The sequence below is a fragment of the Paenibacillus taiwanensis DSM 18679 genome, assembly GCF_000425125.1.
Classification (GTDB): domain Bacteria; phylum Bacillota; class Bacilli; order Paenibacillales; family Paenibacillaceae; genus Paenibacillus_B; species Paenibacillus_B taiwanensis.
The window spans coordinates 196836-211447 of record NZ_AULE01000031.1 but is presented as its reverse complement, the minus strand read 5'-3'; the positions used below and the strand labels follow the sequence as shown (position 1 = coordinate 211447).

Here is a 14612-nt window from a genome sequence, read left to right as displayed (position 1 = left end):
AATAAGCATCTTCTAGGGGAGGGTAACGACCTTGGCTCACACGGCACACACAGTGAAGCGGTATCGCGGCTTAATGGATTGGCTGACGACGGTCGACCATAAGAAGATCGGTGTCTTGTATCTCATTGCCGGCGCACTATTCTTCGGTATTGGCGGTATTGAAGCGATTCTGATTCGGATACAGTTGATTAAACCAATGAATGATTTCGTTGATCCGCAAACTTTTAACGAACTAATCACCATGCACGGAACCACGATGATCTTTCTCGGCGTCATGCCGATTATATTTGCATTAATGAATGCAATTGTCCCACTGCAGATTGGCGCACGCGATGTAGCATTTCCATTCCTGAATTCCCTCGGCTTCTGGACGTTTTTCTTTGGCGGCTTGCTCTTGAACTTGAGCTGGCTGATCGGTGGAGTGCCAGACGCAGGGTGGACTTCGTACGTTCCACTTTCAAGTACCGAGTACAGCCCGCATCACGGGGTAGACTTCTACACACTAGGACTTCAGATTTCCGGTATAGGTACACTTATCGGGGGTATCAACTTCCTCGCTACGATTATTAATATGAGAGCGCCAGGCATGTCCTTCATGCGGATGCCGATGTTCACGTGGGCATCATTTATTACTTCCGCATTGATTCTGTTTGCGTTTCCCGCAGTAACAGTTGGGCTTGTCTTACTAACGTTTGATCGTTTATTCGGCGGCAACTTCTTCTATATTCCGAATGGCGGCAGCATTGTACTGTGGCAGCATATTTTCTGGATATTTGGTCATCCCGAAGTATACATCTTGATTTTGCCAGCGTTTGGTATTATCTCGGATGTCATTAGCACATTCTCTCGCAAGCGCTTGTTTGGATACAGCTCGATGGTATTTGCGACAGTGCTTATCGGGTTTCTGGGCTTCATGGTTTGGGCTCACCACATGTTTACGGTTGGTCTCGGGCCAGTTGCGAATGCCTTGTTCTCCATCGCTACGATGCTGATTGCCGTTCCTACTGGGATTAAGATATTTAACTGGTTGTTTACAATGTGGGGCGGTTCCATCAAGTTTACGGCTGCCAACTTGTATGCAGTCGGCTTTATCCCGACATTTGTAATGGGGGGCGTTACGGGGGTAATGTTGGCGTCAGCTCCAGCTGATTTCCAATTCCATGACACCTATTTTGTTGTAGCTCATTTCCATTACGTAATTGTCGGTGGTCTAGTTTTGGGCTTGTTCTCTGGCCTCCACTACTGGTGGCCTAAGATGTTCGGGCGTGTACTTGCGGAAGGCTTGGGGAAAGCTACGTTCTGGATGTTCTATATTGGCTTCCAATTAACGTTCTTTGTTCAACATTTCCTTGGTTTGACAGGAATGCCTCGTCGTGTCGTCACTTATTTGCCGAATCAAGGCTTTGATACGATGAACCTGATTAGTACAGTTGGAGCGATTATGATGGGTATTGGCGTATTGATGTTCTTGTATAACATTGTTATTACAAGTCGCAAACCTGCTAATGCTTCAAATGATCCTTGGGAAGATGGACGTACGTTGGAGTGGACAATTCCGTCGCCTCCACCAGAGTACAACTTCAAGCAGACTCCACTTGTACGTGGTTATGATGCTTGGTGGAAAGAGAAGATGGACGGCAATACGGAAATGAAGCCGGCGGAACCAATTGGCTCGATTCATATGCCATCACCTTCAATATTACCGTTCTTTATGTCCATCGGTTTGTTTATTGCAGGTTTAGGTTTTATGTTTGCAAAAGATGAGTTTGGAAGCGGCATAGTCGGCTTCTTATTTAACAACTACATCATTTCGGGCTTAGGCCTGTTGATTACATTTGGCTGCATGTTCTTGCGCTCAGTAATTGATGACCACGGTTATCATATTGAGAAGGAAGAGCTGGAGGATAAGGGGGTTAAAGCATGAGCGCATCTGCACACCACGCAGAAGAGCACTGGCCTCACGAACCGGAAAAGGCAACGTTAGAAGGCCGCAACAAGGTGCTCGGCTTCTGGCTGTTCCTTGGCGGAGAGTCGGTATTGTTCGGTACGCTATTTGCTACGTTCCTGGCTCTCCGCGATCAAGTGGGAGACGGTCCTACGGCAGCAGAGTTGTTTAAGCTTCCGATGGTCGCAGCAGCAACCATGATTTTGTTGGTAAGTTCGTTAACGAGTGTATTTGCGGTTCAGGCTTTACATCGTAAAGACGTAAAGGCGATGTTGAACTGGCTAATCGTAACGGTTATTCTCGGCTTCGGATTCCTTGCATTGGAAATTTACGAGTTTGTAGAATATATACATGAAGGGCACACCTTTACCACTAGTGCTTTTAGTAGTGCATTTTACACGTTAGTTGGTTTTCATGGTGCTCACGTTGCGTTCGGGGTAGCGTGGATTACAATATTAATTGTTCAAATTTTCAAAAAAGGACTCAACTTCGTCACGGCGCCTAAAATCTATGTTTCCGCGATTTACTGGCATTTTATCGACGTAGTATGGGTATTCATCTTCACCGTCGTCTATTTAATGGGAAAGGTGGGCTAACGGATGGCAACACAACAACTCACTTCGGACGACACGAAGCGTCGTCATAAGCACGAGGGTCCGCAAAAGCATATTATTGCGTTTATTTTCTCGATTGTGCTGACGTTGATTGCCTTTGCAACGGTTGGTGCGGCTGGTGAAGTTAACCCTACATTTACCATTATCATTTTGCTTGTTATGGCAGTGCTGCAAGTCATTGTCCAGATGGGCTACTGGATGCATATGAAAGACAAAGGTCATATGCTCCCTATTGTTTTTATGATTATAGGTGCGTTTATCGCATTTACGTGTATTGTAATGGGTATATACTGGGTATGGTGGCCTTAACATTGTTAAAGAATGAGAGGTGACGCAGCGGCGTCGCCTCTTTTTCCATAAGAAGGTAAAATGTGGCGAAAGTATGACAGCAGGGGAGCAAGGGGAGGGGGCGCAGCATGTTTGGCTTGGAGCAGTTCACTTTTGCGGATCTGTGGAGTCCGTTAATTCTGGTTGCAGCCGTACTTATTATCATTTTATATTTGGGGTTAACAGGCCCATTTCGCTCTCGATTCGAGGGTGCTGAACCAGTAGGCGCTTGGAAGAAGTTTATGTTTATAATCGGTATTGTGCTGCTCTATCTTGTACAGGGTGGACCGATTAACGTTATGAGTCATATGATGTTTACGTTTCATATGGTGATGATGTCGGTTTCTTATATTATTGTACCCCCGCTGCTTATGTTAGGGATGCCTAGCTGGTTGTGGCGTTATGTACTGGATCGTCCAGTGATGCGCAAGCTCAAATGGGCGATGCACCCGATTTTGACGGCCCTGCTGTTTAATGTTCTGTTTTCGTTTTACCACGTTCCAGCTGTGCATGATTATGTGATGTTGAATTATGGTGTCCACGTTATTTACTACATCGCTTTGTTTATTACTGCTGTTATGATGTGGTGGCCAATTGTTACACCAGTTCCAGAATGGGTGATCATAACGGACGTCAAAAAGATGGGTTATATCTTTTTGAACGGTATGTTGATTACACCGGCATGTGCGTTAATTATATTTGCGGATACCCCGTTGTATTCAACTTATACAGATCCTGATACTTGGGCGCAGGCAATGGGCTATTGTGTTGCTGGTGACCCTAAGGCGTTGCTCGCTGCATTTGGAGGACCTCAATTTTTTAATTGGTTTGATGGGGCAGAAGACCAGCAATTAGGTGGTATTTTAATGAAAATGGTTCAGGAATTGATGTATGGCGCTATTCTTGCCTATGTGTTTTCACAATGGTTCCGCAGAGAGGGTAAGGATGATGAGGATGTCGTAGAATCGACACTGGAAGGCCGTCTCAACCAAGCATAATCCGTTATAATATTAGGATGACAGGTTCAAGCTATAGTTGCAGCCAGTTGCGGCAGTTGAAGCCGCGTTTCATTAGCGCGTCTTCATCGCTTAGGTAGACTGCCTATAAGCTCTGTTGGACAACCTCTATAAGGGAAGGTGCGGACATTCGTGGATATTTTCAACATTATGCCGACGATCAGCACAGCATTTATCGTCATCAGCGCCGTGTTGGTTGCGATCGGCTGGAGTCAAATTATTAAAGGCAAACGTGAACAGCATAAACGCACGATGACGATGGCGGCTATTGCAGCTATTATCTTTTTTGTTATATATGCGTCGCGAACTATCTTTGTCGGAAACACAGCATGGGGTGGTCCTGATAACTTAAAGACGATTTATTTAGTCTTTTTGTTATTCCATATCGTATTGGCGACAGTGGCTGCCGTATTTGGCTTGACTACGTTGTATACGGGGTACAAAGCCAAGTATAGCAAGCACCGTAAGCTGGGTAGAGTGACTTCTGTGATCTGGTTTATTACGGCGATTACAGGCGCAACTGTGTATGTATTACTTTACATTTTATATCCAGGTGGGCATACAAAGCCGGTAATTGATGCGATCCTAGGCTGGTAACCTTATGCTATATCAGGCATTCTAATGAAATAGATAGCTCAGCAAGTAAAGCCCGTCAGGCTCCTTCCATTATGGAACAAGTCTGACGGGCTTTACTTGTATTGCGGAATTGCTTGCAATTAGCAAATGTAAGTGTATGTGTATGTGGAGCATTTGCCGTGGAACTCTACAGGCTGGTCGTAAAGAGAGACGTTATCAATAGGATGAATGGAACTGAATAGGGTCCCCCACACGAATGAGCCCTGGTGTCTGGACAGCTGCGTATACTCCAAAATGGATTGCATTTTGTCGTGCCACATGTTTGAGCAAATGAGGGGTAATGATGCCGCTTAACGGTTCCACATTAATGATAGAACAACGTGGACAATTACCTGTCACTTGGATTACGGCTTCGCCCACAAGGAGGTGACGATCCTGCCATGAGCCTTCCACATAGGCTGTTGCGTCTTCGGTCGTCAGACGAAGGTGTAAGTTCGGTCGGAACCGTCTTATATCGACAGGGACGCCGTGTAGGGAGCTTAAAGCGGCTAAGCTGTGGCTAGTCGTTAACAGCAAGTCCCCATCTTCAATGGCCCCTTTGGGAACATGGCCACTAGGCGCTTCCCAGCGTTGCATCTTGATGCCGGCTAGCTGCTCCAGTTCAGCGAGCCATGTTTCTTCTTCCCAATTGTACGCCCTTCCATCAGGCGTATAGATGGTGATCTCCGGCCAACCCGGTTGATGGCATGTCTTGATCTGTAGCTCCGCTCGATAAGCTGCAAGTTGTGGTATTTGTGTAATTGTCACAAATTGATCCGGGTTGTCTGCACGGACGAGACCTCTGGCTCGGTCACCGTATAAGCCATAGGATTGGACCGAAGCTTCTTGCAGCAACTGTCCGGTCATAGACTTTACAGGGTGCACGTACAATTCCTCAACAAGCCCAATTATATTTGACATAAACATCATCCTTCTCTCTCAGGATGCAGTCCCTGAATGTGCTTATCGTTATTGACGATTCCATTCCTATCATACAAAAACGCGTATCTTATTTTCTACAAAAAAGAAATTTGAAATCAAAAATTCCCTTAAAATGTATTGACATCAATTGGATGTGGTCTTTATACTGTATATAAAGATATACACAGTAGTCACAGTGATCATAACAGAAGATTACACGACATTTGTAAACTCCATCGTGCGACAACGATTGTGGATCAGACACCTGATGGCATAATCGTGAAGATAATAGAGATAAAGCGAGGGTGTGCTTATGAAAGGGAAACGCTGGAAAGATGCATGGATGCTTTGCAGGAGAGACTTGCAACGGTATTGGGTAGGCTTACTGTTTACATTTTTATTTGCCGCGTATATGGCAGTATGCACGTTGCCGATGTTAGGAGCTAACTTGGGCCAAGAGGAAGATTCAGTAATTATACGATGCATGCTGGATTTTGTGAGCTTAATAATGATAGGCAATCTAGGCTTTGTCTTTAATCGAAGAGGGCGCAGATATTTGGCTGATGACTCGCACCGAAAGCATATCGTGAAGTTGAGAACGTTGCCAGTGGAACTTAAAACGATAGTGCTCTCGCGTTTTATGCACCTCAGTCTTGCAACACTAATTAATGGAACGATATATTTTTCCATACAATATGTGTTTATGCGGGATTTAAGACAATTGCTGCCTATAGGTAATTTTCTTGTATATGTGTTGGCTTTAATGACGTTTGCCGTACTTATTCATATGTTCTATCTTGCTTTCGAATGGAGCGTAAGCGGGAAACGTTACATGATCATCGTGTTGCTGATGATGATTGGATATTTGCTCATTTCAATCGGGGTGTCCTTTACAGGGCAAAGTCTGATGATCATGCTCATCAATAGCTCGAATCAGTATGCGCTCGCCGTTGGCGTGATCTCGGTTGCTGTACTGATCCAGACGTATACATATAGCGGGAAAATTATGCTTGGCCTGCTTAAACGAAAAGATCTGATGTAAGATGATGCGCGGGATATGAACTGTGAAGTCGCTCCTTTGAGTAACTCCTTTGAGCAGCAGGGACGAAGTAATTCAGGATAGAGAAAACATCAGGGTACATCTATTATTTTTAACATTCAATCCATGATTCCACTAGATAGCACGACATAGGCAGGAGGTGAGACAGACTGTGTTTATGCCCATCCAAGTGAACGAAAACAGTGCAGAACCCCTTTATGCACAGATTAAGAATCAACTCAGAGCGCTTATTCTTTCTGGGCAGCTAGAAGTGGGCACGTTGCTGCCATCAATCCGCGAGTTTGCCAGCCAGTTAAAGTGCAGTGTGATTACGGTAAGACGTGTATATCAAGATCTGGAGGTTGAAGGGCTGCTGCGAACGAGACAGGGAACAGGTACTTTTGTTGCTCACGTGCAGGAGGATGATAAGGATAAATATCGGAAGAAAGCTGTGGAAGAAGCTATCTTGGCTGCTATACAAGCAGCACTGCAAGTCCAGATGAGCGAGGCGGAACTGCGGGCGTGCTTTGATGAGATGATTATGCGAACATGGGATGTTTCCAGCAGAGGCAGACCAAAGGGAACCACAGAGGAATGATGTGGGCTAGAGGGGTCCGATAAATGGTTGTGAGGAGGAGACAACGTGGCTCAACCGCCGGTAATTGAAATGAAAAGTATGGTGAAGCAGCGAGATACGCTAACAATCGGTCCGCTTAATTTCGAAATCCCGCAGGGCTGCGTGACGGCCATCGTAGGGATGAACGGTTCAGGTAAAAGTACGTTGATGGGAGCCTTGATGGGATTCATTCATCTGGATCAAGGAGAGATGCATATTGAAGGGGAGCGCTATAACATCGAAGATGACGCTACCTGGAAGCAAAAAATTGGTTATGTGCCTGAGCTACCCAATTCAGAGGACGATGACCAGACTCCAGATGAGCTAGCTACATTAGGTGCTTACTGGTATAACAACTGGGATTGGAACCTTTACCATAAGTTGATGGCTAAATATGAAATTAGCCCACGTATGAAGCTGAGTAAGATGTCCAAAGGCATGCGTCGCAAATTTGAGATCATTCTTATTTTGTCCTATCGCCCTGACCTTTTACTGTTGGATGAGCCGACGTCTGGCCTTGATCCAATCTCTTGGAAGCTGCTGATCGAGGATTTACAGCAAGTGATGGAAGATGGAAAGCACACAATTATTATTGCTACTCATGTAATTGAGGAAGTAAAGCGACTAGCAGATTACATTTTGTTTATGCATAAAGGTCAGTTGTTGGTATGGGCTGAAAAAGACGAGTTGTTTGACGCATGGAAAGAATATTGGATTGAGGGCTTGGATGCGGGGGATCTAAAGGGAGCACCAGGTGTTTCATGGGCGGAGCAGGAGTGGAAGGTAACACGGGTTATCTCAAATGATCCGATTCAACTGGAAGGTTATTTCCGTGATCATGGTATCCATCCTACTCGCATTCAGTCTATGCCGCTAGATGAAATTATGATTCATATGATCCGAATGGAAGATGAGAGGAGAGGGCGTTTGTGATGAAGACATTGGAATTAGATCAGGTAGTTAAGCAGTATGGAGATAAGACTGCGGTTAATGGGGTGAGCTTTGACGTAGAAGAGGGCGAGATATATGGCTTGCTTGGTGCCAATGGTGCGGGCAAAACAACGACAATGCGGATGGTGTTAAGCCTCATTTACCCGGACGGAGGCAGCATTAAATACAACGGTAAGCCTTACTATAAAGGGCTGGAGAAAATTTTTGGATACCTTCCTGAAGAACGTGGATTGTACCCTAAGGTTAAGGTCAGTGAGCAGTTGCTTTACTTGGCGCAACTGCGTGGAATGGCGCGCAAAGACGCGGACAAAAGCTTAAAATATTGGCTTGAACGGTTTAATGTGCCCGAAAATTATAACAAAAAGATTGAAGAGCTATCAAAGGGAAATCAACAAAAAATTGGATTTATTGCTTCGATTTTGCATAACCCTAAAATTGTCATTATGGATGAAGCGTTTAGTGGGCTGGATCCGGTTAACGTTGAGCTGATGAAGGAGACAGTGAAAGAGCTGCGCGACAACGGTACAAGTATTTTGTTCTCGACGCACCGGATGGAGCACGTTGAGGAGTTATGCCGTAACATCTCCATTTTACAAAAGGGCAATGCGGTCATTCAGGGTAATTTGCGTGAGCTTAAAAGTAAATATCCACGTGAGAAAGTTGTGCTGCGGACAGTAGGCGCAGTGGAAGGGTTGGAGCAAATTGCAGGTGTGAGTGAGGCAACAAGAACAGAAGAGGGGTACTTTATTCGCATTACAGATGAGTCTGCTGGCCAGCACATTTTGCAAGCGGCCATGAGCCAGACGGAAGTAAAGCATTTTGAAATAAAAGAACCAACATTAAACGAAATCTTCATTAAAGTGGTTGGAGGCGAGTCGAATGCGTAATCTGGGAACGGTTATTGGCTTTACATTACGTACTAAAATGATGACTAAGGCGTTTATCGTAACTACGATCATTTTGGCGCTTATTATGACTATTGGTGTTAACGTGCCATATCTCATCTCGTTATTTTCAAAAGATGAGCCAATGAAGATCGGCTTGCTGCAGGGCAATTATCCAGTCATTGAGCAATCGTTGGAAAAATCAATGGCAGAACAAAAGAACAAGGATCTTATGCTGCTATCTTATCCAAATACAACAGAAGATCAATTAAAAAAGGATATTGAAGCTGGAAAAATAGATGGTTATTTGAAGCTGGAGAAGCAAGTGGAGGGCACAACAGAGCAGTTCCCAAAAGTTATTTATACAGGTACAGACAGCTTGGGCATGTCCAAGGAAAATGTGCTTACGAGTACGTTAACGTTGTTAAAGACCAAGTGGGTAGCTAAAGGTGCTTTATCTGAAGAACAATTTAGACAATTAAATGAGCCTATATCGTTTGAATCTGTCAAATTGCAAGCAAATGGTGAAAGCAAGGACCCAGAAAAGGAAGACGCGAACAAAGGTATATCTATGATGGTCGTTATGGTGCTGATCGTGTTGTTCTTTATGACAAATCAGATGACGGGCAACATGATTGCATCTGAAGTGACACAAGAGAAAAGCTCGCGAATTATGGAAATTCTAATTACGAGTGTGTCACCATTGGCACAAATGTTTGGCAAAATTATTGGTATGTTCTTATTAGGATTAATTCAGATTGTTGTCTTCCTCGTCGTTGTGTTGGCTAACTTGATGCTGCCGCACAACATCGAGCCGTTAAAGGAAATGAACTTTGATATTTCCATGATCGATCCTGCTGTAATAGGCTTGGGCTTGCTGTTATACGTACTTGGCTATTTCTTATATGCTACTTTGTATGCAGCTGTGGGCTCTATCGTAAGCCGTACAGAAGATTTGGGGCAGGCCATTATGCCGATTGCCTTGTTATCGATGGTTGCTTTCTATATTCCGATTTTCAGCATTTCTGCACCGAACACGATGCTAGTTAAAGTAGCCTCTTACATCCCGTTCTTTACCCCTACAACGATGCTGCTTCGAATTGGTGTCGGTGATTATGCTTGGTGGGAATTGGTGGTGTCGATCGCACTGCTGCTTGTATCGGTCTTGTTGTTTGGTTACTTATCGGCAAAAATCTATCGCACGGGTGTGCTGATGTACGGTAAACGTCCGAGCTGGAAAGAAATCCGCAAAGCGATGAAAGCTTACAAAATCTAATCTATATCTAACTGACTACAAGGAGGAATGGAACATGAAAAATGCACGTTTGAAGCTTATTTCTGCAACGTTGGCGGCCGTGATGGCCGTCAGCGCTCCAGCTGCTGCAATAGCAGCGAATGGTCAGGCGCAAGGTGCTGTTTGGTACAAGGCGGGAGTAGACGCCCTAGTAACAAAGGGAATTCTGGACAAAGGAACAGCATTAACTACTACAGTAACTGTTCAAGATTTTGTCCGGTATGTCGTTCAATCGCAAACTTACCAGCATGGCACCGATACGATGAAAGTTGCCCTTGCAAATGGATGGGTGAAGGACGGCGAATGGTCTCAGACCTCGGTTGCGCTGAAGCGTGGAGAAATGGCACGTATATTGGTACGTGTCCTTGGCAAGGAGCAGGGAGAGCAAAGCCTGACTGATTACGCGGATCGTGCGAAAAAGCTAGGTCTCATCACAGGTTATCAGGATGGCAGTTTGCAGGAAGATCGTCAAGTGACGGTACGGGAAGCAGCCGCAGCGCTTGGCAACCTAGGAAAGCTACGTATAGCGGGGATTGGCAATCAGGGTGTGCCGCAAATTTCTGTTGAAGACTTTATGCGTAGTCCTGGTAACTTTGCCTATCAAATGTCACCGGATGGCGATTACATTTCTTATGTGGCGCCTTGGGAAAGCCGCGCCAATGTGTACGTGAAGAAAATGGACGGTTCAAGTGAGCCTGTTCGGGTTACTAGCTCGAAGGATCGTGATATTGCAGGCTTCTTCTGGAAAGGCGATCATATTTTGTACTTAAAGGATAAGGGCGGCGATGAGAATTTTCATTTGTATGCAGCGGCCTTTAATGGCAATGAGGAACGAGACTTGACACCCTATGACAAAGTAAGAGTGGGTCTAGTTAGTTCATTGTCCAGCGTCAAGGATGAAATTTTGATTACGATGAATAAAGAAGATGCCAAGGTGTCAGACGTATACAAGTTGAATGTGAAGACAGGGGACACAAAGCTGGTTGCGAAGAACCCAGGTGCTATTCAACATTGGCTTGCTGACAGGGAGGGTAAGATTCGGCTTGCGCTTACAACGGATGGTGTTGTTAGCTCCCTTTTATATCGGGACAATGAAGAGCAGCAATTCCGTACACTAATCTCGTTGAAAGCAGGGGATTCGATCAGTCCAGTTGCTTTTTCAGCAGACGGAAAATCTATTTACGCAGCTTCTAACCAAGGACGCGATAAAGTTGCGCTTGTGAAATTGGACCTGAACGGTAAAGAACAAGTGTTGTATGAACATCCAGAGGTGGATATATCCAACGCGTTATACGATGCCAAAACGGATAAAATTCAAGCAGTTACGTATGTAACAGACAAGGCTCATATTAAATTTTATGACGATAAGCTTGAAGCATTGTACAGTAAGCTGGAAGGCAAGCTTGGTGCGAGCCGGGGCGAGATCAGCATTAACGACTACAACAAAGAGATGACCAAGCTGATTGTTACTTTATCTAACGATAAAACGTTTGGTAGATATTATTATTACGATGCCGCGTCAGACCAGATGACACAGCTCGCCAACTTGAGCGACTGGCTGAAGCCGGATCAGTTGTCGGATATGCAGCCGATTTCGTTTAAGAGCCGAGATGGATTGACGATTCACGGATATTTGACACTTCCTAAAAATAAGAAGCCTGAAAATTTGCCGCTGATTGTAAATCCGCACGGTGGACCTTGGATGCGTGATATGTGGGGCTTTAACCCAGAGGTACAATTGCTGGCGAATCGTGGTTATGCCGTGCTTCAAGTCAATTTCCGTTCTTCTATCGGATATGGTAAAGCATTTGTGGATGCTGGTGACAAGCAATGGGGCTTGAACATTCAAAATGATATTACCGATGGTGTGCAGTGGGCGATTAAGCAAGGAATTGCTGATAAAAAGCGTGTCGGCATTTATGGAGCTTCGTTTGGGGGCTATGCTACATTAGCGGGGATAACGTTTACACCTGATCTTTATGCAGCTGCGGTAGATTATGTAGGGGTGTCCAACATCTTTACGTTGTTGGAGACGTTGCCTCCATACTGGGAAAGCTTACGCAACATGTTCTACACACGTGTAGGCGATCCTGTTAAGGATAAGGAATTGTTAAAGTCGGTATCTCCTGTATTCCACGCTGACAAAATTGTTACGCCGCTCTTTGTTGCACAAGGGGCTAACGATCCGCGTGTAAATAAGGCGGAATCGGATCAAATTGTGGCCGCACTTAAAAAGCGCGGAGTCGTTGTGGAGTACATGGTGAAGGACAATGAAGGACACGGCTTTAATAACGAAGAGAACAAGATCGAGTTCTACAATGCTATGATTAAGTTCCTAGATAAGCATTTAAAAAAATAATTGACATCATCAGTATTAGGAGCAAGGACGGGTATAATATAGCAATAGGGCCTAGCTTGGTCATGCAACGTAACTGAGCTAGGCCTTTTTTCTATGTGCAAGTTTGTCCATTTGCTGCATGAAAGCGGGCTTACGTCTGAATACGATCTTATCTGCTACTACAATGGTGAGGATGAAGCTGATATGATGATACAGAATGAAAATAACGGACATGTGATGACGTATAACAATAGGTGATCCTATAAAAAGCAGGTGCAGATATGAAGGACATTCGTATTCTTGTAGCAGATGATGAGAAAGAAATACGGGACCTTATCCACAAATATTTACAACGGGAACTCTATACAGTAGATACGGCTGCGGATGGTGAAGAGGCAGTCCGTTTATTTGCACAGCATCGTTATAACCTGGTCATTCTGGATTTAATGATGCCAAGAATGGACGGCATAGAAGTGTGTAGACAACTGCGGCAATCAACTAACGTTCCTATATTGATGCTAACCGCTAAGGATCAAGAAGTGGACAAAATTGTAGGTCTTGGTGTAGGGGCCGACGATTATGTAACAAAGCCATTTAGTATTCACGAATTAGTAGCGCGTATCAAGGCACATTTACGACGTTTTTTCGTATTAGGCAGTGAGCGTGGCAATCAAGAAGAACAGCTGTTTCTTCAATATGAGGGATTAACAATTGATCTCAAAAAGTATGTGGTCATTAAGGATGGCGCAGAAGTATCGTTAACGGCAAAAGAGTTTGAGCTGCTTAAATTTCTGGCTGCACATCCAGAGCAAGTTTTTACGAAGACACAAATATTTCGGCATGTTTGGGATAGCGACTATGTAGAAGACGATAATACGGTGATGGTGCATATTCGCAAGCTGCGCATGAAGATCGAAGCGGACCCTTCCGCTCCTAAGTGGGTGCAAACCGTGTGGGGAATCGGTTATAAGTTTGTAGGTGAGAAAAATGAAACCTGACAAGAACATGCTGCTGATCGGCCTCTTGCTGCTGGCCGTTACAGCTCTTTTGGTTCAAGAGATGTGGATTGGCCCCTTGGGAACGGTACGAGGGGCTTTATTTATCGTAATTTATGGATCAGTCAGTCTGCTGCTGCTGGCTCGAATGCGATTAGTGGCTAGGCTAAAGGATGCTCATGACGGATTGAAACGCGCCGTTCAGGGAAATCGGAACACACGAATATTGGCCAATGGAGAGCCTTTACTTAACGAGGTTATATTCTCGATTAACGAGTTAATCGAGGAAATGGATCAGCTTCAGGTACAGACTATCCGCTCAGAGGCTGCAAGAAAGAGTCTATTATCTAATATCTCACACGATATCCGCACCCCTTTGACATCGATTATCGGTTACGCGGACGCTTTGATGGATGAGATCGCTGACGATCCGGCGGAGAGACAAGCCTATACCACCATTATTTTAAATAAAGCGAATAACCTAAAGAAGCTAATTGATCATCTGTTTGATCTTTCAAAGCTGGATGCAGACGAAGTTGTAATGAAGCCTGAGCGCCTTGATTTGGCAGAGCTGGCTAGAGCGTGTGTGATTGAATTTATACCAGAGCTGCGCAGCCAGCAGCTTGAGGTTAAGGCTTTGATTCCAGACAACCCGTGTTTTGTTGTAGCTGATCGTGTAAGTATGAATCGAGTTTTAAGCAATATTATGAAAAATGCCGTGCAGTATGGCAAGAACGGTAAAGTAATCGGCCTAGAGTTAACCGAACATAATCATGCGTACGAACTGCGTATATGGGATCAGGGAGCGGGAATAGCGCAAGCAGACAGGGAGCGGATATTTGAACGGTTATATCGTACAGAGCGATCCAGAAGCTCTTTCCAGAACGGGAGCGGGCTGGGGCTTGCGATCTCTAAAGCATTGATAGAGAAAAATGGAGGGACGATTTGGGTAACGAGTGATCCCGGGGTTCGCACGACGTTTGGCATCTCGATTCCGAAGCTGGCTTAACGGTAGTCATTTAAGAGTTAATTAAGAATTGGTTAAGAGCTATTTAAA

At 44.8% G+C, this 14612-nt stretch carries 14 protein-coding genes; 13 read left to right on the top strand and 1 reads right to left on the bottom strand.

The genetic code is table 11. From position 1 onward, the window contains the following. Positions 1-73 precede the first annotated feature (73 nt). The 5 genes from ctaD (at position 74) to H509_RS0108600 (ending at position 4499) form a co-directional block, all read left to right on the top strand. Positions 74-1924 carry a cytochrome c oxidase subunit I gene (gene ctaD, locus H509_RS0108620; RefSeq protein WP_157277592.1) on the top strand — a complete coding sequence of 617 codons (1851 nt, stop codon included), beginning with the start codon at positions 74-76 and terminating at the stop codon, positions 1922-1924. After that, complete coding sequence (locus H509_RS0108615; protein ID WP_028544729.1) at positions 1921-2541, top strand: cytochrome (ubi)quinol oxidase subunit III; 621 nt, start codon at positions 1921-1923, stop codon at positions 2539-2541. Before ctaD ends, H509_RS0108615 begins: the two co-directional genes overlap by 4 nt. Before the next feature lie 3 nt (positions 2542-2544). Further along, positions 2545-2868 carry a cytochrome C oxidase subunit IV family protein gene (locus tag H509_RS0108610; RefSeq protein ID WP_028544728.1) on the top strand — a complete coding sequence of 108 codons (324 nt, stop codon included), beginning with the start codon at positions 2545-2547 and terminating at the stop codon, positions 2866-2868. Between the two features lie 107 nt (positions 2869-2975). Beyond that, positions 2976-3884, top strand: coding sequence for a cytochrome c oxidase assembly factor CtaG (gene ctaG, locus H509_RS0108605; protein ID WP_028544727.1), 909 nt, complete (start codon positions 2976-2978; stop codon positions 3882-3884). A gap of 150 nt (positions 3885-4034) precedes the next feature. Next, positions 4035-4499 carry a DUF420 domain-containing protein gene (locus tag H509_RS0108600; protein ID WP_028544726.1) on the top strand — a complete coding sequence of 155 codons (465 nt, stop codon included), beginning with the start codon at positions 4035-4037 and terminating at the stop codon, positions 4497-4499. A gap of 195 nt (positions 4500-4694) precedes the next feature. On the opposite strand, the gene H509_RS0108595 is transcribed toward H509_RS0108600, so the two are convergent. Further along, a complete protein-coding gene (locus H509_RS0108595) occupies positions 4695-5438 on the bottom strand; it encodes an MOSC domain-containing protein (RefSeq protein ID WP_036696761.1) in 744 nt (247 codons plus the stop codon). A 313-nt stretch (positions 5439-5751) separates the two neighbouring features. On the opposite strand from H509_RS0108595, the gene H509_RS0108590 reads away from it, so the two are divergent. The 8 genes from H509_RS0108590 (at position 5752) to H509_RS0108555 (ending at position 14564) form a co-directional block, all read left to right on the top strand. Continuing rightward, on the top strand, positions 5752-6480 hold the full coding sequence (locus tag H509_RS0108590; RefSeq protein ID WP_028544724.1) for a hypothetical protein: 729 nt from the start codon (positions 5752-5754) through the stop codon (positions 6478-6480). A 175-nt stretch (positions 6481-6655) separates the two neighbouring features. After that, a complete protein-coding gene (locus tag H509_RS0108585) occupies positions 6656-7075 on the top strand; it encodes a GntR family transcriptional regulator (RefSeq protein WP_425414228.1) in 420 nt (139 codons plus the stop codon). Between the two features lie 45 nt (positions 7076-7120). Then, on the top strand, positions 7121-8026 hold the full coding sequence (locus H509_RS0108580) for an ATP-binding cassette domain-containing protein (RefSeq protein ID WP_028544722.1): 906 nt from the start codon (positions 7121-7123) through the stop codon (positions 8024-8026). Further along, the gene (locus H509_RS0108575; protein ID WP_028544721.1) at positions 8026-8931 is read left to right on the top strand and encodes an ABC transporter ATP-binding protein; all 906 of its coding nucleotides are present in this window, start codon (positions 8026-8028) and stop codon (positions 8929-8931) included. Before H509_RS0108580 ends, H509_RS0108575 begins: the two co-directional genes overlap by 1 nt. Beyond that, complete coding sequence (locus H509_RS0108570; protein WP_028544720.1) at positions 8924-10204, top strand: ABC transporter permease; 1281 nt, start codon at positions 8924-8926, stop codon at positions 10202-10204. The genes H509_RS0108575 and H509_RS0108570 overlap by 8 nt, the downstream gene beginning before the upstream one ends. Before the next feature lie 34 nt (positions 10205-10238). After that, on the top strand, positions 10239-12581 hold the full coding sequence (locus H509_RS0108565) for a S9 family peptidase (protein WP_028544719.1): 2343 nt from the start codon (positions 10239-10241) through the stop codon (positions 12579-12581). A 260-nt stretch (positions 12582-12841) separates the two neighbouring features. Next, complete coding sequence (locus H509_RS0108560) at positions 12842-13558, top strand: response regulator transcription factor (RefSeq protein WP_028544718.1); 717 nt, start codon at positions 12842-12844, stop codon at positions 13556-13558. Then, the gene (locus H509_RS0108555; protein WP_028544717.1) at positions 13548-14564 is read left to right on the top strand and encodes a sensor histidine kinase; all 1017 of its coding nucleotides are present in this window, start codon (positions 13548-13550) and stop codon (positions 14562-14564) included. The genes H509_RS0108560 and H509_RS0108555 overlap by 11 nt, the downstream gene beginning before the upstream one ends. The last annotated feature ends 48 nt before the right edge of the window (positions 14565-14612 follow it).

What these genes read in the sequence shown, in the direction of transcription:
- H509_RS0108560 (WP_028544718.1), top strand. Translation starts at nt 12,842, where the DNA reads ATGAAGGACATTCGTATTCTTGTAGCAGATGATGAGAAAGAAATACGG.
- H509_RS0108595 (WP_036696761.1), bottom strand. Translation starts at nt 5,438, where the DNA reads ATGTCAAATATAATTGGGCTTGTTGAGGAATTGTACGTGCACCCTGTA.
- H509_RS0108565 (WP_028544719.1), top strand. Translation starts at nt 10,239, where the DNA reads ATGAAAAATGCACGTTTGAAGCTTATTTCTGCAACGTTGGCGGCCGTG.
- H509_RS0108575 (WP_028544721.1), top strand. Translation starts at nt 8,026, where the DNA reads ATGAAGACATTGGAATTAGATCAGGTAGTTAAGCAGTATGGAGATAAG.
- H509_RS0108610 (WP_028544728.1), top strand. Translation starts at nt 2,545, where the DNA reads ATGGCAACACAACAACTCACTTCGGACGACACGAAGCGTCGTCATAAG.
- ctaG (WP_028544727.1), top strand. Translation starts at nt 2,976, where the DNA reads ATGTTTGGCTTGGAGCAGTTCACTTTTGCGGATCTGTGGAGTCCGTTA.
- H509_RS0108615 (WP_028544729.1), top strand. Translation starts at nt 1,921, where the DNA reads ATGAGCGCATCTGCACACCACGCAGAAGAGCACTGGCCTCACGAACCG.
- ctaD (WP_157277592.1), top strand. Translation starts at nt 74, where the DNA reads ATGGATTGGCTGACGACGGTCGACCATAAGAAGATCGGTGTCTTGTAT.
- H509_RS0108570 (WP_028544720.1), top strand. Translation starts at nt 8,924, where the DNA reads ATGCGTAATCTGGGAACGGTTATTGGCTTTACATTACGTACTAAAATG.
- H509_RS0108590 (WP_028544724.1), top strand. Translation starts at nt 5,752, where the DNA reads ATGAAAGGGAAACGCTGGAAAGATGCATGGATGCTTTGCAGGAGAGAC.
- H509_RS0108585 (WP_425414228.1), top strand. Translation starts at nt 6,656, where the DNA reads ATGCCCATCCAAGTGAACGAAAACAGTGCAGAACCCCTTTATGCACAG.
- H509_RS0108555 (WP_028544717.1), top strand. Translation starts at nt 13,548, where the DNA reads ATGAAACCTGACAAGAACATGCTGCTGATCGGCCTCTTGCTGCTGGCC.